We start from the raw sequence: 21,607 nt of genomic DNA, 5'->3' as shown, positions 1-21,607 counted from the left end.
TTATTTCATGCACTTTCCGTCGCATTGCGCCGAAACCGATGTCGCCACTGACCAACACCCACCTTTATATGTCGCCACCTCTATAGCGCTCTCTATAGTGCTCTCTCGCAGCGACCCGACTTTCGCTGCCCTTCCGCTGCCCTTTCCGCTTCCCTTCCCGTTATCCCTTTTCCCCTTTCGGCTCTCGAGCCTCGATCAGGACACTGCCGAGGCATGGCAAGAAAGCGACGATGCCTGGTACGCCGATCGCACCATATCGGTGCAAGCTCACCCTCAGAGATGTGAGATATCTGGCCCTGGATCGTTGGCCGTTTTAGCCAGGACACAATGCTTCAGGCGCCGAACGGGGTGTGAGAACGGAAAAATTCATTTTGCTGAATCGTGTCATTGAATCGAGACACCCCCGCGCAATCCCAGATTTCATGCGGCCTTCAGCGCCTTCCTCACTTCCATAGTCATGATCACTCGAGGTCATAGCCCAAAGTTCAAGCACGCGGGCTTTGCGTTTTGATGACCATTCACCGATCATTTGCACCACACCTGAGTCATTTGATCGATAATAGACGATCTACCCTCGTCATCGCCGACAGGATCGCCAAGGCGGCTGCGTGACATCTCGGGTAGGAGCAGCAAGACAAGCCGTAAAAAAACAGGAGCCAATCATGGCCAGTACTGCGCCAGATTTGGATCGGCAGATCGCCCATATGGACGATGAGCTACTGCCGGTGCCACGTCATAAACTGCACCGGTGGCCGCACTTTGCCGGTCTCTATGCCGCCGAGCACGTTGCCGCGACCGAGTTCGTCATCGGTGCCACCTTCGTGGCGCTCGGTGCCGGTATCTGGGATATCCTGCTGGGCCTGCTGATCGGTAATGGCCTCGCAGTGCTCAGCTTCTGGTTGATCACGACGCCAATCGCGATCGAGACCCGTCTGAGCCTCTTCACCTATCTTCACCGTATTGCCGGTGATTCGATGTCACGGCTCTACAACTGGGCCAACGTGGTCATATTCACCGCCATATCGGCGGCCATGATCACCGTTTCCGCCACGGCGGTCAGGCTGCTGTTCGACATTCCGGCCCAGACCCAGGCCTACCCCACCAGCTTCGAGTTCATCCTGCTGGCACTGGCCGTGGCAGCCATCGTGGTACTGGTCGCGGTCTATGGCTTCAACGCCCTGACCGAATTCGCCAGCATCTGTGCCCCGTGGCTGATGCTGATGTTCACCGTCGGCGGCATGGTTCTGCTGCCGGAACTGGCGGAGTCCGTCACTGGTGAAACCAGCCTGAACAGTTTCTCGAGTTTCATTGATGTCGCCGGCAGCACCGTCTTCACCGGGATCAACTCCCAGGGCGAAGCGGGCATCGGCATCTGGGAAGTCATCGGCTTCTCCTGGGCCGCCAACACCTTCTCCCACTTCGGTCTGATCGACATGGCGCTGCTGCGCTATGCCAAGCGCATGCGCTCCGGCCTTGCGACCAGCACCGGCATGATGTTCGGCCACTACGTCGCCTGGATCTCCGCCGGCCTGATGGGCGCGGCCACCGCAGCCGTCGCCGGTATCAGCATCGATGTACTGGAACCGGGCGAAGTGGCGTTGCACGCCTTGGGCGCCGCTGGCTTCGTGATCGTGGTCGTCGCAGGCTGGACCACCGCCAACGCCAACCTGTACCGCGCAGGCCTTGCCGCCCAGTCGGCGATGCCGAACCTGTCGCGCAACAAGGCGACGCTGGCCGTGGGTATCTGCGTTGCCGTGCTCAGCTGCTTCCCGTTCGTCTATCGCAGCATGCTGCCGCTGCTGACCTATGCGGGTCTGGTGCTGGTGCCGGTCGGCGGGATCATCTTCGCTGAGCATCACCTGTTCCCGAAACTCGGCTTCAGCCGTTACTGGGCGCGCTACAAGGGCGTGAAGCACAACACGCCGGCACTGGCGACCTGGGCGCTGTCACTGATCTTCGGCTTTGGCCTCGAGATGGTCGACGTGATCCCGTTCTACTACCTGTTCCTGCCGACCTGGTTCGTCTCCATCATCCTCTACACCCTGATGGCCAGATCTGCCGGTGCTGCCGACTCCTACCCGAAAGCCGAAGCGGCCGAGCGGGAATTCCAGGAGCGTGTCGAAGCCCTGCACGCCAAGCAGGCCGAGACCACCAACCACGCACCGGTCAAGGACACTTCGGGTCTGACCAAGGCCATCAAGGCCGTCTGGATGGTGCTGGGCCTGGCGGTGCCGATGGTCCTCGCGCTGCGCGTGCTGTTCGGCAGCCCGGACCTGGCCAGCTACGAAGCGAATCGTGAGTTGTTCTATGACGTGACCATCTGGTCGACGATCATCTACTTCATCTTCGCGTACTGGGAGCTGCAGCGCAGCAAGGCGCTGTTCAACAAGCAGTCCCCCAAGCAAGCGGCCACCGCTAGCTGAGTCGGCAGGGGCTCGCCCCCTGCCATGCCAGCGGCGAAGGAAGCCTGAATCACACGGGTGACCTTCGCCGCTGGCCGTTACGACCTACCCTTTCTTTACCCATCTCGACTCGACCGCGACACGCGGCAGGAGACCTCCCCATGACCCGTCTCTCCAATGCCAGTCTGACTCAGCTGGACGCCAAGGTAGCCACTCCGAACTATGATCGCACTGCGGTCAGCGCCGGTATCGTCCACTTCGGCGTGGGCGGTTTCCATCGTGCGCACCAGGCCATGTATCTCGACGAGCTGATGAATCAGGGCAAGGCGCTGGACTGGGGCATCGTCGGCGTCGGCGTGATGCCGGGTGACCGCCGCATGCAGGAAGCCCTGGCCTCGCAGGACCACCTCTACACCGTGGTACTCAAGCACCCGGACGGCAACTATGAGCCGCGCGTGGTGGGTTCCATCATCGATTACCGCTTTGCCCCGGACTCCCCGGATGCCGTCATCGAGCTGATGGCTGACCCGGCGATCCGCATCGTCTCGCTGACCGTCACCGAAGGTGGCTACAACTTCCACCCGGTCACCGGCGAATTCAACCTCGAGAACGCCGACGTCCAGCACGACCTGGCCAACCCGGGGGAAGCCAGGACCAGCTTCGGCCTGATCACCGAAGCCCTGGCACGTCGTCGCGAGCGTGGCGTCGCCCCGTTCACCGTGATGTCCTGTGACAACATCGAAGGCAACGGCAACGTCGCTCACAAGATGTTCACTGCCTACGCGCGTGCACGTGATGCAGAACTGGCGGCATGGATCGAAGCCGAAGTGCCCTTCCCCAACTCCATGGTCGACCGCATCACGCCGGTGACCACGCCGGCTGACATCGAAGAGCTGTCCTCACGTTTCGGCGTGGAAGACGCCTGGCCGGTGGTCTGCGAGCCCTTCACCCAGTGGGTGCTGGAAGACCACTTCGCCAATGGCCGCCCGGCCTTTGAAGATGCCGGCGTGCAGCCGGTGGAAGATGTCGAGCCCTATGAGCTGATGAAGCTGCGTCTGCTCAACGCCGGTCACCAGGCGCTGTGCTACTTCGGCTATCTGGCCGGCTATCGCTACGCCCATGAAGCCTGCAACGACCCGCTGATCGTCGACTTCCTGCTCGGCTACATGAACGAGGAAGCTCGCCCGACGCTGGCCCAGCTGCCGGGTATCGATCTCGACGCCCATTGCCGCACGCTGATCGAGCGTTTCGCCAACCCGGAAGTCAAGGACACCCTCGCGCGTCTGTGCGCCGAGACCTCCGACCGCATTCCGAAGTTCCTGATCCCGGTGGCACACGCACAGCTCAAGACCGACGGCGAACTGCGTCGTACCGCAGCCATCGTGGCCAGCTGGGCACGTTATGCAGAAGGCGTGGATGAGCAAGGCGAGACCATCGACGTGGTCGACCCGCTGAAGGACGAGCTGATGGAGCGTGCCAGCCGTCAGCGCGAAGAGCCGACTGCCTTCCTGGACAACCGTGAACTGTTCGGTGACCTGGTCGATCAGCCGCGCTTCCGCGACGCCTACCTGGCAGCGCTGAAGAGCCTGCACGACAACGGCGCGCGCGCCACGCTGGAAATGCTGGTGGCAGACGCCAAGTAAGCATGGCGGTGCAGGGGTTCACGACAACGTGATGCCCCGCCAGCGCCCGCAGAAAGACAAAAGCGAGACAGGCAGCCGCCTGTCTCGCTTTTTTGTGCCTCATGCCACGCCTTTCCTCACACCAGCGCAACGGTCCACAGTCCCGCCAGCATGATGACGATGCCGATCCACTTGGCGATGGCCGCTCGCTCGCGCAACCAGAGCACCCCGAGCATCACGCCCAGCGGGATCGACAGTTGACGCATCGCCACGACGAGGCTGACCTCCGCCGTCAGCGTCATGGCAACCAGCACCAGCCCGTAGGTCGCCATCACCATCACTCCGGTCAGCACCATGCTGCCCCGCTCCCCCCGCCATAGCGCGGGCAGGCGGCGACGCTCTGCCGGCAGCAACATCACCAGCAGCGCGCCCCAGGCGACGGTCATGATGGCCTGCAACACCAGGAAGACAGCGCCCGCCGAGGTGGGCGAGTAACCGACACTCACCATGATATCCAGCGCCTGCTTGTCGATCAGCGAATAGCCGGTGGTGCCGACTGCTGCCAGCAGCGCGAACCCCAGTGCCGGGGTCAGATAGGTCGAGGGGCGCAGGCCCTGCGGACTGCTCCAGGGCAGCACCAACGCGCCGAGCACGATCAGCCCCATGCCGACCAGATCCAACGCCGTAAGTGCCTGACTGCCCAGCAGACTCAGCGACACCAGCGGCACCAGCACCACCGGCAAGGCCCGCGCGATGGGATACAGCACACTGACCTCGCCGCGCGCATAGGCCCAGGCAAGTCCGCCCATGTAGAGCACCTGACAGAGTCCGGTGGCCACCAGCCAGCCCCAGAACTCACCGGGCAGCACGGCAAACGACGGCCCCAGCCCCAGCAGCGGCGCAAAGATCAGCGCTCCACTGGCCATGGCCAGCATGAAGAAGGCCAGCGACGGCGCCCGCCCCTTGCCGAGCAGATTCCAGCCGGCATGCAGACAGACCGAGATCAGGATGAGTCCCAGCGCCAGTGGGCTCAAGAGGCACTCACGGCAATCGTGTGGGTTTGAACTTGAGCTTGAACATGAGATTGGGCCTGAACATGAAATTGGGCTTGAGAGTGAGCTTGCCCGTGCATGGGGACAGGCATGCGGACGGGCATGCGGACGGGCATGCGGAAATTACGGGCTTTCAGGGCAACCAGGCGGCAATCGCCAATGAGCATATGTCCTTACCTTTTGCGAGAAGACGCCAGCCTCAAGGCCTTGTGCAAGGACCCGAGGCTGGCGCCTGAAGGGGTGGAGTGAAGGGGTGGGGTGAAATGGTAGATCAAGGTGGCGAGCGAGGTGATAGGCAGTGCAGCGTCAGGCCTGGCGTCGCCGCCCCGTCACCAGGCTGTCAGGGGCGCTCGCCGCGCGCCAGACGCGCCTCGATCTCGCGGATCACCTCGGGCAGCTGCGCGATGGTGTCGATCATGAAGTGCGGCCCGGATGGCGCGAACTGGGCTTCGATGGCGCAGCGCCTTTCGTTGAGCTCTGCCTCTGACAGGGCCATGAACGCTGCGTGATCCAGCCCCATGGCGTTGCCGGAGCAGGTCAGCGCGACCGTCCACATGCCGGCACTGCGACCTTCCAGCAGCCCCGGCGCCGTGTCATCCACCTTCACGCAGGCCGCCACGTCAGTGATGCCCAGCGCGATGACATTGGCCAGAGACTGCGCCGGAGAGGGCCGCCCCTTGGGCACCTCATCGGTGGCCACGACATGGTCCACCACCAGCCCATTGCCCTTGCCCCGTGCGACCACCTGCTCGAGCACTTCGCGGGGGTAGCCGGAGCAGGAGCCGATCTTGATGCCCTTGTCGCGCAACCCGTTGATGACCTCGAGCGCACCGGGAATCAGTGCGGAGTGCGCCCCGATCTTGTCGATCTGCAGCGGCATGAAGCGCTCATAAAGCGCCGTGACATCGGCATCACTCGGGGCGTGGCCACAGGCTGCCTCGAAACGGGCCGCGATCGCTGGGTCATCACACAGGGTGCGGATGTGTTCCCATTTGCCCATGCCCATCGGGCCGCGCGCCTCTTCCAGACTGATGGCCACGCCGATTTCCGCGAAGGCCTCGACGAAGATCTGGGTCGGCGCGAAGGAGCCGAAATCCACCAGGGTGCCGGCCCAATCGAAGATGGCAGCCTGCAGACGATCCGGGGTGTGATATTGCATGACAGTTCTCCAGTCAGTTGAGTGCGACAGCGTCAGCGCACGGGCGGGCATCGTCGACACCCAGGGTGGCCAGCGCGTCATCCACGGCGGCCAGAAGTTGATCCATCACGCGGACATCCAGCTGCCCGATGCTGCCGATGCGGAAGCTCTCCACGTCGGTGAGCTTGCCCGGGTAGATGATGAAGCCACGTGCCTTGAGCTCGGCGTAGAAACGTGAAAAGTCGAAGTCCGGGTGTGCCGGGCTCAGGAAGGTGGTGATGATCGGCGACAGCCAGGCATCGTCGAGCAGGGTCGTGAAGCCGCGCTGACGCATGCCTGCCACCAGTCGCTGCATGTTGGCGTGATACCGGGCGTGGCGACCCGCGACGCCGCCCTCCTCGGCGTGTTCCTTCAGCGCCTGGTGAAACGCCGCCACCACGTGAGTCGGCGGGGTATAACGCCATTGGCCGGTGCGCTTGAGGTACTGCCATTGATCGTGCAGGTCCAGCGACAGTGAGTGGCTACGCCCCTGTGCCGCCTGCAGCGCATCACGCCGGGTGATCACGAAGCCGAACCCCGGCACCCCCTCGAAGCATTTGTTGGCCGAGGAGATCAGCGCCAGAAACGGAATACGTTGCGCATCGATCTCCAGCGCCCCGAAGCCACTCATCGAATCGAGGATCAGCTCACGACCGTGTGCTGCCACCACCTCGGCGATGTCCGCCACCGGATTGAGCATCCCGGAGCTTGTCTCGCAGTGAATCATGGCGACATGGCCGATCTCGGGCCTTGCCGCGAGTCTGTCGGCCACGGCCTTGGCACACGGCGCCTCGGCATCGCCCCACGCCAGCACGTCGCAGTCACGCCCCATGCGGGTCAGCAGACTGACCAGCCGCTTGCCATAGGCGCCATTGACCAGCACCAGCGTCGTACTCGTCGGCTCGATCAGACTGCCCAGCGCCGCCTCGACCGCGAAGGTACCGCTGCCCTGCATCGGCACGCACTCATGGTGCTCACTGGCATTGGCACAGCGGAGCAACTGCTGGCAGATCTCGGCGGTCTTGGTGTTGAAGTCCTGATCCCAGGAGCCCCAGTCCTTCATCATGGCGGCCTTGACGCTCTCACTGGTGGTCAAGGGACCGGGAGTCAGCAGGTACGGATGTTGAATACTCATTGGTATATACCAGTTAATTTGCACAAAAAAAAGACGGCCAACGGCGTATCAGATCGCCTGTCGCCAGCGTTGGGCACGGGTCAACAGCAGATGACTGACCACCGCATGCAGCAGCTTGACGCCCAGACAGGTGAAGAAGATCAGTACTGCCATGGCGGCCGCGCTGGCGAAGTGCCCGGCTTCGTCGAGATGCATCACCGCGATGGAGGCCAGTCGGGTATCGCTGTTGTAGAGAAATACCACCGCCGAGACGGTCGTCATCGCGTTCATGAACAGATAGGCCGAGATATCCAGCACTGACGGCAGGGACACCGGCAAGGTGATGCGGCAGAAGGTCTTCCAGAACGGCACCTTGAGTGAGGCACCGACCGCCTCGAATTCCCCATCGAGCTGCTTGAGCGCAGTCACCGAGGTCAGATGGCAGACGGTATAGAAATGCACCAGGGTGTTGAGCACCAGAATCGCGAAGGTGCCGTAGATCCAGTTCAGCGGGTTGTCGGCCTGGTTGAAGTAGAAGATGTAGGACAGACCCAGCACCATGCCCGGCACGGCCATCGGCATCATCGCCATGAAGTGCAGCCCCTGGCGCAGCGGGCGATAGCCCTGACTCTTCTCGGTCAGCCAGGCATTGAAGAAGATGACCAGCGTGCCGATCAAGGTGACCCAGAAGGCCAGCGTCAGCGAGTTGAGCCACGCGTCCCAGCCACCGCCCGCCAGCGCCTTGAAGGCGTAGTGATCCAGGGTCAGGCTCAGGTTGTAGGGCCAGAACTGCACGAGCGAGGCATAGATGGCGGTGCCGATCACGGCCAGAATCGCGGCGGCCACGCCGTAGCAGAGCAGCGCGAAGACCCAGTCGCGCAGCGGGCTTGGCGTCGGCTGCCAGGGCACGGCGCGCGCCGAGAGCTGCGCGACCTGACGGCGCTGGATCCAGCGGTCCACCGCGAAGGACAGCAAGGCCGGCAACAGCAGGATGACGCTGACCACCGCGCCCATCTGGAAGTTCTGCTGCCCCACCACCTGACGATAGACATCGGTGGCCAGCACACTGAACTGCCCGCCGATGATCTTCGGCACGCCGAAATCGGTGATCGCCAGCGTGAAGGCCACGAAGGCACAGGAGATGATGCCGTAGCGCGCGCCCGGCAAGGTGATGGTCAGAAAGCTGCGCCATTTGGGCGTTCCCAGTGCATCCGCGGCTTCATAGAGACGGGCATCGCTGTTGCTGAGCGCCGTCATCATGATCATCAGCGCATGCGGGAAGATCCAGAAGGTCATGCCCATCACGATGCCGATGGGGCCGTAGATGCTCTCCCCTAGCAGCACATCCTTGAACCAGCCCTGATTGCCGAACAGATACACCAGGCTGATGGCTGGCAGCAGTGACGGAGCCAGTAGCGGCAGGATGGACAGCATGCGGAAGACGCGCTTGCCCGGCATGCAGGTGCGGGTGATGCCGTACGCGCACAGAAACGCCAGACTCACCACCGTCAGGGTACTGATCAACGCGATGCTGACGGAATTGATGATCGAGCCGACCAGCGCCGGCGTTTGCACATAGCGCGCGAAGTTGGCCAGGCCGACGAAGTCGCCGCTGCGGTCCTGCACGCTCTTGATCAGCATGGTGGCGAGCGGCAACAGCAGCCCGATGACCAGCAGCGCCAGGGCCAGCAGCAACATCAACAGACGCAAGCCGGCCTCGCCTGACAGCCGACCCGACAAGGGCAATGCGCGCGCCATCATGCCTGCGCCTCCACCAACGGATACAGGCGGATCGCCTCGGAGGGCAGACGCACACCCACCCGGGCACCGACCCGCACGCCCAGTGACTCGCTGTCCTTGAGCGCCACATCCGCCGACAGTGTCTGCCCACAGCCCTCAAGCGTCAGAGTGATACGCAGGAAGGCGCCGAGAAACTCGACGTGATCCACCTGCGCCGACAGCCCCTCACCCACTGCGCACAATGAGACGGCTTCCGGGCGAATGGCCAGACGCGCCTGATCCAGACCCTCAAGATCATGCGCCGCACATTCCAGACGCTGCTGGCCCAGACGCAGGGTATTGGCGTTCTCGGGACAGCATTGCAGGAAGTTCATGCTGCCGATGAATTCGGCCACGAAGGCGCTCGCCGGCTGACGGTAGATCTCGGCGGGGGTGCCGATCTGCTCGATCACGCCATGGTTCATCACCACGATGCGGTCCGCCATGGCCAGGGCCTCTTCCTGGTCGTGGGTCACCATGATGGTGGTGACGCCCAGCCGTGCCTGCAGCGCCTTGATCTGACTGCGCAGATGCAGACGTACGCGCGCATCCAGCGCCGACAGCGGCTCATCGAGCAACAGCAGCCCCGGCTCGGTCGCCAGCGCTCGTGCCAGTGCCACGCGTTGCTGCTGGCCCCCGGACAGGGCCGCCGGATACTTGCCTTCACTGCCGGCCAGGTCCACCAGGGTGAGCAGCTCCGTCACGCGACGACGCATCGCATCACGCGCATCGCGCCGATTGCGCAGCCCATAGGCCACGTTGTCGAACACGGTGAGATTGGGGAACAGCGCATAGGACTGGAAGACGATGCCGAAGTCGCGCGCCTGGGGCGGCAGACGCGAGATGTCCTGGCCGCGCTGGTGGATGGTGCCTTCGCTCTGCGGCGCAAGCCCGGCGATGGCGCGCAGCAAGGTGGTCTTGCCACAGCCGGAGGGGCCGAGGAAGCACACGAACTCGCCTTCGCGGATCGCGAGGTCGATCTCGCTCAGGGCCGTGAACTGGCCATAGCGCTTGGTGAGGCCGCTGATCTTGAGGTGGATGCTGTCTGACGACGCAGAACGCGTGGTGAGTGCCTGAGGCACTGCGTCACGCGCAGGCGCCCGGGCTGCAGGGGCGGATACCGCGCGCGGCGAGGCGCCGGCAGTCGCTGGCGGCGCTTGACGCGAGGCGTGATGACGCGGGGGGGCGGTCACAAGAGACATGCGAGAAACTCCCGACCCCGGCGCAAGGCGCCGGGGCAATGACGAAGGTGGCTAGGCGTGACTTACTGACTGTCGGACTTGCCGTCGTAACGGCGCTGCCATTCGGCGAGCACTGCATCCCGCTGATTGGCCGCCTTGGCAAAGTCAGCCTCGATCATCATCTCGGTGATATTGGCCGGATAATGCTCGATCGGCTTGGCCACCCCCGGATAGGCCACGACCGCATAGCCTTCGTTGTAGAGTTCATTGGCCGGCTTGGAGACTGCCCAATCCATCAGTGTCTGCGCCGCCTCACGCTTGTCGGTGCCCTTCATGATCGCCGCGGCTTCCATGTCCCAGCCCAGCCCTTCCTCGGGGAAGACCAGATCCACCGGTGCGCCCTGTGCCTTGAGGCGTGCGCCTCGGAAGGCGAAGGACACACCGACCACGGCCTCGCCGGAACCGGCCAGATTGCAGGGCGCGGAGCCTGAGTGGGTATAGCGGGCAATGTTGTCGTGCAGGCGGTCCATGTACTCCCAGCCGCCCTCGTCACCCCACAGCTGCAACCAGCTGGCGACATCCAGATAGCCGGTACCGGAAGAACTCGGATTGGGCATGATCACGTGGCCCTTGAACTCGGGACGCGTGAGGTCTTCCCAGGACGTCGGCTTGGGCACTCCCAGTCGCTCACCTTCGACGGTGTTGTAGCAGAGCGAGGCGACCCAGGCGTCCATCCCGACCCAGGACGGGTCCTGGCCATCACGGTAGGCGGGGTCGACGAACTTGCTATCCAGCGCCTCGACTCCCTTGGGGGCATAACGCGACAGCATGCCTTCCTTCTCGAGCACCAGCAGGCTGGTCGCGGCCAGGCCCCACACCACATCCGCCTGCGGGTTGTCCTTCTCGGCAAGCAATCGTGCGGTGATCACGCCCGTGGAGTCGCGCACCCATTTGATGTCGATATCCGGGTGCGCCTGCTGGAAGCGCTCGGCATATTTCTGCAGATCATCGGACTCCACCGCGGTATAGACGGTGAGCTCGGTGGCCGCCTGGGCATTGAGGGAAACGACCAGACCAACGGCACTGGCCAGCAAGGAACGGGTGAGGAAGGAACGGGTCAAGAAGGACATCGGGACTCTCCAACGCTTGGAATGAATGGCTCTCACCATCTGGTATATACCAAGAGTATGAGCGGGCCGAATGACACCCCCGTGACAGTCAGTTGAAGGCCCGGTGAAACAGTGTTATCTCATATAGTGTCCCTGCAGCGCGGGCTCAGGGCTTGTTCTTGAGCGTGACGGTGATGCACAGCGCATTGTGCAGCCAGCGCTCTTCGTCATAGCCGATGGGACGATGCTGCTCATCGAAGGTAGCGCGACGCACGGTCAGACCGGGGCTGCCCATGGCGACCCCCAGCTCCCGGGCGGCCTGCTCCCCCAGCGACTCGGAGTAGAAGCGCAGCTCACGGTGGGCCAGCGTCAGGCCGTAGCGCCCGCGCAGCTCCGCCCACAGTGACACCCCGAACTGGCCCTCCTCGAGCAGCCCCGGGGCGCGCTCCGGCACCACCCACATCGACTCGCTGAGCACTGCGCGCTCATCCACGAAACGCCGGCGGCGAATATGATAGAGCGGTGTCTGGGCCGCCAGGCCCAGCGCTTGCGCAGCCGGTGGGTAGGCCTGAACATCGGTCAGCAGCACTTCCGTCCGTGGCCGCCGTCCCTGCGCCGTCACATAGTCATTGAAGCCGGAGTCACGCGTGGGGTCGTAATCCAGCCGTGGCGGCGACACGAACCACCCACGGCGATTGCTGCGATGAATGCGCCCTTCTCCCTCCAGCTGCCCCAACGCCTGACGCAACGTCACGCGCGTGGTATCGAAGCGCTCGGCCAGCACTCGTTCAGAAGGCAAACGCCCCTCTTCAAAGGCATCAGGATCCTTCAGCTGTTCGCGCAGGCGATCGGTAAGGTGGAGGTAATACGCATCACTCATGACGAGGAGTCCTGACCAAAGATGAAGAGGGTTGCCACTACCGGGTAATAACATGGCGCCGCTTGCCCCGCCGGCGAAGAAAATGCCCGGGACTCTGCGCCGACAAACGGCTGGATGCTCCAGAAACTATCACATTCGCGTGACTCGCACTGGCCTGCCAGCTTATGTGCCGCTGACGCTGCAGGATTTCATGACAGCCGCCTGGTTGAGCTCACAGGCGTGGATGGCGGTGGGAGAATCCTTGGCCGCGAAGAAACGCATTTCCAGCATCCCCGGTTCAGCCGCTGAGCCCAGCTTGTTGTCAGCCAAGGCCTGCTTGAAGGTAGCGAGTTGTTCGGGCTTGACGTCAAATTTCACGATCAAGGTGAGCATGGAGATGCCCCTTATAGTCAATGGTTGTCATCGGCCCAACGGCAAGACCTGCTGCGTCACGTGGCAGCAGCTCTGTCTCGGGAAGTGACTGACACTATCTTTCGCTGCCTGGCTGAAAAACCCGCGGCGCGGAGAAAGACTTTCAATGAAACCTTGAACGCGGAAACGCTGGAGTACCCGGCAACAAGGATGACCAGTTGTTGCTGAACGCACTGACAGGACGCTGATTTCCCTGTTTCCAGACTGATGGCCATGGGTAGGCAATGGCGTACGAAATCACCTTCACGCCATTCCCACCAGCAGTACTCGCCCAACTATAATTCCCAAACAAAATTCTATATACGGAAATCTATTTCTACATGTGAAAAACAGTTTGACACCTTTGGCGTCACTTCATAGCCTGTAGGCCAAATTCAGGAGGAGTGATGCATGCGCACTGACAAGAACTTCATCAACAACGAATTCGTCGCCTCATCCCAGGGCGAGATGATTTCGGTCTACAACCCGGCCACCGAAGCACTGGTAGGTCAGGTGCAGGCAGCAACCACTGACGAAGCGCTTGAAGCGGTGAGCATTGCGGCCAAGGCTCAGAAGGACTGGCGTGCCAAGACCAGCACCGAGCGTGCCGGCTACATGCACAAGCTTGCCGAGGCTCTGATGGCGCGCAAGGATGCCATCGGCCAGGCATTGGCAGATGAATCCGGCAAGAGCCTGGAAGACGCCACCAATGAAGCCGTCTACGCCGCCGACATCACGCGCTACCACGCCGAGTGGGCACGTCGTATCGAGGGCGAGATCGTCCCCAGCGACACTCCCAATGAAAGCCTGCTGCTGCAGCGTGAGCCCATCGGCGTCGTGGCCTGCCTGATTCCGTTCAACTACCCGGTGTTCACCCTGCTGCGCAAGATCGCCCCGGCGCTGATTACCGGCAATGCCGTGGTCGTGCGTCCGAGCAACAACACCCCTACCTCCGCCTTCGAGATCGCCAAGGCGATTCAGGATGCCGGCATTCCGGCAGGCATCGTCAATATCCTGGCGATGGACCACGGCACCGCGGAAGCCGTCTGCACGCACCCCAAGGTGGGCATGATCACCCTGACCGGCAGCGTCGGCGCCGGTCGCAAGGTGCTGGAATATTCCCAGGTCAACATCGCCAAGTCCTCACTGGAACTGGGCGGCAAGTCACCGGCCATCGTCGAGCCGGATGCCGACCTGGCCAAGGCAGCGGCACAGATCGCGGCCTCTACCCTCACCAACTGTGGCCAGCTGTGTACCGCCATCGAGCGTGTCTATGTGCACGAATCCGTCTATGACGATTTCGTCGCCCAGCTGAAGCAGCAGATGGAAGGCGTCAAGTTCGGCAACCGTCTGGAAGATGCCAGCCTGATGGGGCCGCTGATCAACGAGAATTCCCGTCTCAACATCCATCAGATGGTGGAACGCGCCATCGATGACGGCGCCACTCTGGAAATCGGCGGTTATATCCCCGAGGGCAAGGGTCACTTCTACCCGCCGACCTTGCTGACCGGTTGCCGCCAGGACATGGAGATCGTGCAGGAAGAGATCTTCGGCCCGGTACTGCCGGTGCTGACCTACAGCGATGTGGATGAAGCGCTGGCACTGGCCAATGACCACCAGTTCGGTCTGGCCTCCGTGGTCTTCACCGAGAACTATCGCACCGCCATGAAGGTCGCCAACAACATCGAAGCCGGCGAGCTCTACATCAACCGCACCCCGGCGGACCCCTACCAGGGCTACCACGCCGGCTGGAAGCGCTCTGGCCTGGGCGGTGATGATGGCAAGCACGGCATGCTCGACTACACCCAGACCCGTCTGGTCGTGATGAACTACTGATCACGCCATTCCGTTTTACCTGTCACGCCTTCGGGGAACCCTCTCCCCCGGAGGCGCTGACGCCCTACCCCATTTCTTTCCGGAAGCGCGCTGTTGGCGTCGAATGACGGCATGCCAGGCAGTGCGCATCCATAACCTCCTGCTAGCCAGTGACCACTGAAAGGCCTGCCACCATGAAAGTTGTCAGTTGCGAGACACACATCGTCGCCACTCCGCCGCCCCACGTCGGCGGCATGTACTGGATCTTCGTTCAGCTGCGTACCGCTTGCGGCATCGAAGGGGTCGGTGAAGTCTATGCCGCCACCTTCCACCCGGAAGTCATGAGCAAGGCGATCGCCGATGTCTTCTCGCGTTATCTGGAAGGCAAGAACCCGCATCATATTGAACGTCTGTACCGCGAAGCCTTCTCCAGTGGCTTCACCCAACGCCCTGACCTCACCATGATGGGTGTGCTCAGCGGTCTCGAGATGGCCTGCTGGGACATCGTCGGCAAGGCGGCCGGTCTGCCGGTGTATGAGCTGATCGGTGGCAAGGTCCACGACAAGCTGCGCTCCTATACCTACCTGTACCCCAAGGATGCACGCGGCAACTACGACTATGACAACGTCGAGCTGGCTGTCGAATGCGCACTGGAAAACCGCGAGAAGGGCTTCACCGCGCTGAAGTTCGACCCGGCCGGCCCCTACACCGCCTACTCCGGCCAGATGCTGTCTCTGGAAGGCATGGACAAGAGCGCCACCTTCTGCCGCCGCATCCGCGAAGCGGTCGGCAACAGCTGTGATCTGCTGTTCGGCACCCACGGCCAGATGACGCCGGCATCCGCCATTCGTCTCGCCAAGTATCTCGAGCCGTATGACCCGCTGTGGCTGGAAGAGCCGGTGCCGCCGGGACAGAGCGAAGCCATGGCGCGCGTGGCAGACCACACCTCCATCCCGGTCGCGACCGGTGAGCGCCTGACCACCAAGTACGAATTCCACGATGTGCTCAAGAACAACGCGGCCTCCATCCTGCAGATGAACCTGGGACGCGTCGGCGGCATTCTGGAAGGCAAGAAGATCGCGGCGCTGGCAGAAGTCTATTACGCCCAGATCGCCCCGCATCTCTACAACGGCCCGGTCGGCGCCGCGGCCAGCATCCAGCTGGCGACCGCCACGCCCAACTTCCTGATTCAGGAAAGCATCGGTACCTGGGATGGCTTCCACGCCGATGTGCTCAAGGAGAAGATCGAGTGGCGTGATGGCTACATCATCCCGTCCACCAAGCCGGGCCTGGGGGTTGAGCTGGACATGGACGTGGTCAAGGCTAATTCGCCTTACACCGGCCGAACCCTGCACCTGAGCATGGACCCGCGTCCCTATGACGTGAAGGAACAGTCCAGCACCGACTGGAAGCGCAAGCCGGAGGCGTAACGCCGATGCAATACGATTTCATCATTGTCGGTGCCGGGTCAGCGGGGTGCATCCTCGCCAACCGGCTCAGCGCCAGCGGACGCCACAGCGTGTTGCTACTGGAGGCCGGCGGCAAGGACACCTCGCCCTGGATCAAGGTGCCGGTCGGGTTCGCCAAGACCTACTACAACCCGACCTACAACTACATGTATTACAGCAAGGAAGAAGCCGCGATGGGGGGGCGCAAGATCTATACCCCCCGCGGCAAGGTGCAGGGTGGCTCCGGCTCCATCAATGCGATGATCTATGTCCGGGGCCAGGCCTCGGACTTCGATGACTGGGCGCGCGCCGGCAACGACGGCTGGTCCTATCGCGAGGTACTGCCCTACTTCAAGCGTCTTGAATGCCACCCGGATGGCGACACCGAGTATCGCTCCGGCCAGGGGCCGATTGGCATCACGCCGCTGAAACATGGCGCGCACCCGATCTGCCAGTCGTGGCTGGAAGGGGCCCGCGAGCTGGGTTACACGCTCAATGATGATTTCAATGGCGAACACTTCGAGGGTGCTGGCATCTATGAGGCCAACATCCGCAAGGGACAGCGGGATTCCAGCAATACCGCGTATCTGAAGCCGGCGCTGTCACGCGACAACCTCACGCTCAAGCATATCTGTCGGGTGGAGCGCGTGATGCTGGAAGAGACGCCTGATGGCGGCAAGCGCGCCACGGGTGTCGTCTACCGGCTTGATGACGAAGTCATCGAGGTGACGGCGCGTCGCGAAGTCATTCTCTGCGCTGGCGCCGTGGATTCCCCGAAGCTTCTGCAGCTTTCGGGGATCGGCGAGCGTGAGGCGCTGGCCACGCATGGTATCCAGACGCAGGTAGACCTGCCGGCCGTCGGTCAGAATCTGCAGGACCACCTGTGCGCCAGCTACTACTACCGCGCCAATCGCACCACGCTGAATGACGACTTCGCGTCCTTCTGGGGCCAGGCCAAGGCGGGACTGCAGTATCTGGTCAATCGCAGCGGACCGCTGGGCATGAGCGTCAATCAGGCCGGGGGATTCTTCCGCGGAAGCGACGCGGAGTCAGAGCCGAACATCCAGCTCTACTTCAATCCGATGTCCTACCAGATTCCCAACGACCCGAAGGCCAAGCTGACGCCGGAGCCGTATTCCGGCTTCCTGTTGGCCTTCAATTCCTGCAGGCCGACCAGCCGTGGCAGCATTTCACTGGCCTCGGCAGACCCGGCGGCGCCGGCGACCATCTGCCCCAACTACCTCAGCACCCAGAAAGACATTGATGAGGTCATCCAGGGCAGTCGCCTGGTGCGCAAGCTGATGGGCGCGCCCGCGCTCAAGGCCATCACCGAGTGCGAGGTCGCCCCGGCCGAGACGGTCCAGGATGAGGACAGCATGCTTGCGTACTTCCGCTCTCAGGGAGGCTCCATCTACCACCTGTGCGGCTCCTGCGCGATGGGCCCGGACAAGGCGAACGCCGTGGTCGACAGCCGGCTGAAGGTGCATGGTGTGGCGGGGCTGCGCGTCATCGATGCCGCCATCTTCCCCAATATCACCTCCGGCAATCTGAATGCGCCGGTGATGATGGTGGCGGAAAAAGGCGCGGACCTGGTGCTGGCCGATCACACCGAGTGAGCCGAGGTCAGCCACCAAACAACCCGCGCACGGCCCATGGGTCTGGTACCCTATGGGCCGTTTTATTTTCAGCGCATGAGAGATGCCGTGTGGCATCGTTCATCCGTCGTCAAAGTGTCACAGCCCCGGATGCACGCCGTCTGTGACCGAGATTCGCGTTTCGGAGTGTCCCCGCGTTCATGAATCACGAGAAGACCAAAGCCCCTGCCGTCGACCACAGTGTCATGATTCTGGATCTGCTTGCGGCAGCCTCCTACCCGCTGACGCTCTCGGAAATCTGCGAGTCCACCGGCATCTCGCCTGCCACCGGACACCGCGTGATCAACTCCCTGCTGCACCATCAGCTGGTCGCCCACGATCCCGGTCGCAAGAAGTCCTACTGCATCGGCTCGCGCATCTTCCAGATCTCCTCGACGATCTACAACAAGCAGAGCCTGATTCCGGTCTTCTACCCCATCGCCGAGATTCTTAAGAACGAGATTCACCGCTCGATCTTCCTGTGCATCCCCATCGGGGATCAGGTGGTGGTGATCTCGAAGGTCGATGCCTCCGGCAGTGGCAGCTACAACCTCTACATCGGCAAGACCATGGCCCAGCACGCCTGTGCCGCCGGCAAGGCGATTCTCGCCATGCGCCCCGAGGCCTCATGCCAACTGTATCTGGAGGCTGCGACGCGGAGTACGCCCGGCCTGGCCGAACGCCGTGACGAGATGGATGCCGAGCTTGAACGTGCACAACGCCTGGGATATGCGGTGTCCAGCGGCGAGGCCGAAGGACAGCTGAGCTGTATCGCGGCGCCTGTGCTGAACATGCGCAACGAGCCCATTGCCGCCATCAGCGCCGTCATCAGCCAGGACTGCCTGAATCCGCAGCAGGCTCGCGCCTACTCCAAGCATCTGGTTCAGGCGGCGCGTCAGCTGTCCTCGCGCATCATCTGAGGTCGAAAACGGCACCTGACGAGCCATTTATGCTGCACCGCACAAAGTCTTGCCACTATATATAAGTATTTTTAGCACTGAGCATATAGGTATTTTTCAGTACTCAGCGATGTGACAGACGCGATGGGCGTTGCTCTGATAGCGAAGCGCATCCGCGACAGCCGACAAGCGCCTTGAGGGTGTCTTTTGTCGATGGCGCGAATGGTCGATGGCGCGAATGCAAGATACCCGTGATTCACAAGGCCACCCTGGCCTCACGAATCACGGGTATCTTGCGTGGCATCACGGCGGCGTCAATCGCCTCCTGTCAGGAGATGACCGGCGCGCCGAGCAGTGCCTTGACCTCGACATATTCGGCCAGGCCTTCGTCGCCCCATTCACGGCCGTTGCCGGAACGCTTGTAGCCACCGAAGGGCGCATCGAAGGAGAACTCTGCCCCTTGCAGATAGCATTGCCCTGCCTGCATGCAGCGGGCGATCGGCAATGCTGCCTCGGCGTCACGCGCATAGACTGCAGATGACAGGCCATAGACGCTGTCATTGGCGATGGCGATCCCCTGCTTCACGTCGTCGTAGGGCAGGATGCACAGCACCGGGCCGAAGACCTCCTCACGGGCGATCTCCATTTCATTGCTGACATTGGTGAAGATGGTCGGCCGCACATAGCAGCCCTTCTCGAGCCCTTCGGGCGGCTCGACGCCACCCAGCGCCAGCTCGACACCGTCATTGATGGCCCGCTGCACCAGATCAAGCACCCGCTCGCGCTGACGCTGGGAGACCAGCGGCCCCATGGTGGTCGCCGGATCATTCGGGTCACCCACCACCTGCTCATTGGCGATCTCGACCGCCAGGCGGGTCGCCTCTTCCATGCGCGAACGCGGCACCAGCAGACGCGTGAAGGCGTCGCAGGTCTGACCGGTGTTGGCCATCACGTTCTCGACGTTCAAGCGCACGGCCGCGGCCAGGTCGGCATCTTCCGTCACCAGCAGCGGCGACTTGCCGCCCAGTTCCTGACAGACCCGCTTGACGGTGGGCGCGGCACTCTCGGCGACCTTGCTACCGGCAATGGTCGAGCCAGTGAAGGACACCATGTCGACCTGCGGATGGCCGGACATCACCGGGCCGATCTCGCTGCCCTCGCCCGTCACCACATTGAAGACGCCAGCAGGCAGACCGACCTTCTCGAAGATCTCGGCCATGATGAAGTCCTGCAGCGGCGTCTGCTCCGCCGGCTTGGCGATCACGGTGCAGCCTGCCGCCAGCGCCGGGGCCAGCTTGCCGATCAACTGATGCAGCGGATAGTTCCACGGGTTGATCAGCGAGCAGACACCGATGGGCTCGCGCATCAGAGTCACATCGCCCTTGCGCTCGTCCTCTTCCATCTGGAAGGCACGTTCGGCGTAGTAACGCATGCCTTCGATGGGGCCTTCCACGTGCAGCGCGCCGGCCAATTGCACCGGGCAACCCATGGTGAGCACCTGCACGTCGCGCAGCTCATCGAAGCGACGCTGCATCTCATCCGCTGCCGCCATCAGGATATCGTGGCGTTCCTGCGCAGATGTCGTGGACCAGGCAGGCAGCGCCTGACGTGCTGCCATGATGGCAGCCTCCACATCCTGCTCACCGGCGCGCGGCACACTGGCGCACAGCTCGCCGGTGGCCGGATTGATGACCTCCATGCGCTCGCGCCCGAAGGGTGCCTGCCAGTGGCCATTGATGTAGAAGTTGTCGTGATGTTGCATGCCAGACCTCTCGTTGCTGGTGGGAGATAACACTTTCCCTGAGGGTGAGTCTCAAACGCAAATGCCCCGGAGACCATTCGCACGGCGCTCCGGGGCAGTCTTCACGGCTCAGCTGCGGCCGGTAACGCCGACTTCGTAGCCGACTTCTTCCGGCTCGTCATCAGTCAGCTCTGCCGGGAAGCCGGTGCCGAGCACACGGACATCGGCGGCTTCCTCGAGACGACGGATGATGTTGGAGGACCACTCACGCGGACCGAAGCGCTCCTGACCATCGCGGAAGATGTCCATCAGCATCGGGGAGATTTCCAGCGGCACATCCAGGTTCTTGGCCAGGGTGTCAAACAGGCCGACATCCTTGAGCACCAGATCCATGGTGAAGCTGATGTTGCGGCTTCCGTTCAGGATGACCTGGGACTCGGTCTCGTGGACGAAGGAGTTGCCCGAGGAAATCTTGATCGCCTCGTAGGTGGTGTTCATGTCCATGCCGGCCTTCTTGCAGACGGTCAGGGCTTCGGCGACGGCGCACAGGTTGGCGGTGGCCAGATAGTTGGTCATCACCTTGAGCACGGAGGCGGTACCCAGCTCCCCGGTGTGCAGAACTCGACGCCCCAGGTTGGTCAGCACCGGCAGCACCTGCTCGAAGGATTCGCGGTCACCGCCGACGAAGATGGAGATATTGCCGGTGGCGGCGCGGTGGCAGCCGCCGGAGACCGGTGCTTCCAGTGCCTTGGCACCGGTGGCCAGCACCTTGTCGGCGATACGACGCAGTTCGCCGTCGTCGGTAGTGCTCATCTCGAGCCAGATCTTGCCTTCACGCAGACCGGCGATGATGCCGTCGTCGCTTTCCATCACGGCGCTGCAGGCAGCCGGAGACGGCAGGCAGGTGATGACCATGTCGTTGGCTTCGGCGAGTTCCTTGGCAGAATCCGCCCACTTGGCACCCTGCGCGAGGAAAGGCTTGGCGGCTTCCGGGTCAAGGTCACGCACGGTGACGTCATGTCCATTGCGCAGCAGACTACCTGCCAGCTTGCCACCCACGTTACCGAGACCGATGAATCCGACTTTCATGTGCTGTCCTCTTTGCTGTCTGCCTGCTGGCTGTCCGGTGTACTGCACCGGGCCGCTTGGGACGGAGTGGAATCCTGTCCGTCGTGGCCCATGTCATCTTGAAGCTCACCCTACTGGCCGACCTGCCTGCCAACAATTCATAAGAATTTGGCAATTGGTAACAATTTTTGTGAGTCCCCCAGACCCCACGTCTCCGAACGAACAGCAAATAGCGAACAGCGATCAACCGGCAGATGCCAGATGCCCAGCCCCCCATAACTCAGAACACAGAACCC

The 21,607-nt window shown here is 62.5% G+C and carries 16 protein-coding genes; 6 read left to right on the top strand and 10 right to left on the bottom strand.

What is annotated here, in order from left to right; translation table 11 throughout:
• Nucleotides 1-662 precede the first annotated feature (662 nt).
• A complete protein-coding gene (locus QD280_RS02645) occupies nt 663-2,423 on the top strand; it encodes a hypothetical protein (protein WP_131431814.1) in 1,761 nt (586 codons plus the stop codon).
• 140 nt (nt 2,424-2,563) lie between these two features.
• Nucleotides 2,564-4,045 (top strand): mannitol dehydrogenase family protein, encoded by a 1,482-nt coding sequence (locus QD280_RS02640; RefSeq protein WP_279838212.1) that lies wholly within the window; start codon nt 2,564-2,566, stop codon nt 4,043-4,045.
• A 116-nt stretch (nt 4,046-4,161) separates the two neighbouring features.
• Here the strand turns inward: QD280_RS02640 and QD280_RS02635 are convergent, their stop codons facing one another.
• The 8 genes from QD280_RS02635 to QD280_RS02600 form a co-directional block, all read right to left on the bottom strand.
• Nucleotides 4,162-5,058 carry a drug/metabolite transporter gene (locus QD280_RS02635; protein ID WP_279838211.1) on the bottom strand — a complete coding sequence of 299 codons (897 nt, stop codon included), beginning with the start codon at nt 5,056-5,058 and terminating at the stop codon, nt 4,162-4,164.
• A 358-nt stretch (nt 5,059-5,416) separates the two neighbouring features.
• The gene (gene phnX, locus QD280_RS02630; protein WP_279838210.1) at nt 5,417-6,235 is read right to left on the bottom strand and encodes a phosphonoacetaldehyde hydrolase; all 819 of its coding nucleotides are present in this window, start codon (nt 6,233-6,235) and stop codon (nt 5,417-5,419) included.
• A 13-nt stretch (nt 6,236-6,248) separates the two neighbouring features.
• The gene (locus tag QD280_RS02625) at nt 6,249-7,388 is read right to left on the bottom strand and encodes a 2-aminoethylphosphonate--pyruvate transaminase (protein ID WP_279838209.1); all 1,140 of its coding nucleotides are present in this window, start codon (nt 7,386-7,388) and stop codon (nt 6,249-6,251) included.
• Nucleotides 7,389-7,436: 48 nt separating this feature from the next.
• On the bottom strand, nt 7,437-9,128 hold the full coding sequence (locus QD280_RS02620) for a putative 2-aminoethylphosphonate ABC transporter permease subunit (RefSeq protein WP_279838208.1): 1,692 nt from the start codon (nt 9,126-9,128) through the stop codon (nt 7,437-7,439).
• Nucleotides 9,125-10,348, bottom strand: coding sequence for a putative 2-aminoethylphosphonate ABC transporter ATP-binding protein (locus tag QD280_RS02615; RefSeq protein ID WP_279838207.1), 1,224 nt, complete (start codon nt 10,346-10,348; stop codon nt 9,125-9,127). The genes QD280_RS02620 and QD280_RS02615 overlap by 4 nt, the downstream gene beginning before the upstream one ends.
• A 62-nt stretch (nt 10,349-10,410) precedes the next feature.
• Nucleotides 10,411-11,457: a putative 2-aminoethylphosphonate ABC transporter substrate-binding protein gene (locus QD280_RS02610; protein WP_200019508.1), complete on the bottom strand. Its 1,047-nt coding sequence runs from the start codon at nt 11,455-11,457 to the stop codon at nt 10,411-10,413.
• Between the two features lie 145 nt (nt 11,458-11,602).
• Complete coding sequence (locus QD280_RS02605; RefSeq protein ID WP_054555867.1) at nt 11,603-12,316, bottom strand: UTRA domain-containing protein; 714 nt, start codon at nt 12,314-12,316, stop codon at nt 11,603-11,605.
• Nucleotides 12,317-12,478: 162 nt separating this feature from the next.
• On the bottom strand, nt 12,479-12,688 hold the full coding sequence (locus tag QD280_RS02600) for an antibiotic biosynthesis monooxygenase (RefSeq protein ID WP_225347905.1): 210 nt from the start codon (nt 12,686-12,688) through the stop codon (nt 12,479-12,481).
• A gap of 429 nt (nt 12,689-13,117) precedes the next feature.
• On the opposite strand from QD280_RS02600, the gene aldA reads away from it, so the two are divergent.
• The 4 genes from aldA to QD280_RS02580 all read left to right on the top strand — a co-directional run bounded on the left by aldA (nt 13,118) and on the right by QD280_RS02580 (nt 18,523).
• The gene (gene aldA / locus QD280_RS02595; protein ID WP_054555865.1) at nt 13,118-14,542 is read left to right on the top strand and encodes an aldehyde dehydrogenase; all 1,425 of its coding nucleotides are present in this window, start codon (nt 13,118-13,120) and stop codon (nt 14,540-14,542) included.
• Between the two features lie 173 nt (nt 14,543-14,715).
• The gene (locus QD280_RS02590; RefSeq protein ID WP_077373025.1) at nt 14,716-15,951 is read left to right on the top strand and encodes a mandelate racemase/muconate lactonizing enzyme family protein; all 1,236 of its coding nucleotides are present in this window, start codon (nt 14,716-14,718) and stop codon (nt 15,949-15,951) included.
• Between the two features lie 5 nt (nt 15,952-15,956).
• Nucleotides 15,957-17,585 carry a GMC family oxidoreductase N-terminal domain-containing protein gene (locus tag QD280_RS02585; RefSeq protein WP_279838206.1) on the top strand — a complete coding sequence of 543 codons (1,629 nt, stop codon included), beginning with the start codon at nt 15,957-15,959 and terminating at the stop codon, nt 17,583-17,585.
• A 179-nt stretch (nt 17,586-17,764) separates the two neighbouring features.
• On the top strand, nt 17,765-18,523 hold the full coding sequence (locus tag QD280_RS02580) for an IclR family transcriptional regulator (protein ID WP_107335081.1): 759 nt from the start codon (nt 17,765-17,767) through the stop codon (nt 18,521-18,523).
• Nucleotides 18,524-18,830: 307 nt separating this feature from the next.
• On the opposite strand, the gene QD280_RS02575 is transcribed toward QD280_RS02580, so the two are convergent.
• Complete coding sequence (locus QD280_RS02575; RefSeq protein WP_107335082.1) at nt 18,831-20,264, bottom strand: aldehyde dehydrogenase family protein; 1,434 nt, start codon at nt 20,262-20,264, stop codon at nt 18,831-18,833.
• A gap of 108 nt (nt 20,265-20,372) precedes the next feature.
• Entirely contained in the window at nt 20,373-21,332 is a 960-nt protein-coding gene (locus QD280_RS02570; RefSeq protein WP_279838205.1) for an NAD(P)-dependent oxidoreductase, read from the bottom strand.
• Between the last annotated feature and the right edge of the window lie 275 nt (nt 21,333-21,607).

The organism is Cobetia sp. 1AS1 (assembly GCF_029846435.1).
In the GTDB taxonomy this organism is placed as follows: Bacteria; Pseudomonadota; Gammaproteobacteria; order Pseudomonadales; family Halomonadaceae; genus Cobetia; species Cobetia amphilecti.
This window is presented reverse-complemented; position numbering and strand designations above follow the sequence as displayed.

Coding starts and splice junctions, on each gene's coding strand:
- QD280_RS02645 (WP_131431814.1), top strand. CDS start 663: ATGGCCAGTACTGCGCCAGATTTGGATCGGCAGATCGCCCATATGGAC.
- QD280_RS02640 (WP_279838212.1), top strand. CDS start 2,564: ATGACCCGTCTCTCCAATGCCAGTCTGACTCAGCTGGACGCCAAGGTA.
- phnX (WP_279838210.1), bottom strand. CDS start 6,235: ATGCAATATCACACCCCGGATCGTCTGCAGGCTGCCATCTTCGATTGG.
- QD280_RS02625 (WP_279838209.1), bottom strand. CDS start 7,388: ATGAGTATTCAACATCCGTACCTGCTGACTCCCGGTCCCTTGACCACC.
- QD280_RS02620 (WP_279838208.1), bottom strand. CDS start 9,128: ATGATGGCGCGCGCATTGCCCTTGTCGGGTCGGCTGTCAGGCGAGGCC.
- QD280_RS02615 (WP_279838207.1), bottom strand. CDS start 10,348: ATGTCTCTTGTGACCGCCCCCCCGCGTCATCACGCCTCGCGTCAAGCG.
- QD280_RS02610 (WP_200019508.1), bottom strand. CDS start 11,457: ATGTCCTTCTTGACCCGTTCCTTCCTCACCCGTTCCTTGCTGGCCAGT.
- QD280_RS02605 (WP_054555867.1), bottom strand. CDS start 12,316: ATGAGTGATGCGTATTACCTCCACCTTACCGATCGCCTGCGCGAACAG.
- QD280_RS02600 (WP_225347905.1), bottom strand. CDS start 12,688: ATGCTCACCTTGATCGTGAAATTTGACGTCAAGCCCGAACAACTCGCT.
- aldA (WP_054555865.1), top strand. CDS start 13,118: ATGCGCACTGACAAGAACTTCATCAACAACGAATTCGTCGCCTCATCC.
- QD280_RS02590 (WP_077373025.1), top strand. CDS start 14,716: ATGAAAGTTGTCAGTTGCGAGACACACATCGTCGCCACTCCGCCGCCC.
- QD280_RS02585 (WP_279838206.1), top strand. CDS start 15,957: ATGCAATACGATTTCATCATTGTCGGTGCCGGGTCAGCGGGGTGCATC.
- QD280_RS02580 (WP_107335081.1), top strand. CDS start 17,765: ATGAATCACGAGAAGACCAAAGCCCCTGCCGTCGACCACAGTGTCATG.
- QD280_RS02575 (WP_107335082.1), bottom strand. CDS start 20,264: ATGCAACATCACGACAACTTCTACATCAATGGCCACTGGCAGGCACCC.
- QD280_RS02570 (WP_279838205.1), bottom strand. CDS start 21,332: ATGAAAGTCGGATTCATCGGTCTCGGTAACGTGGGTGGCAAGCTGGCA.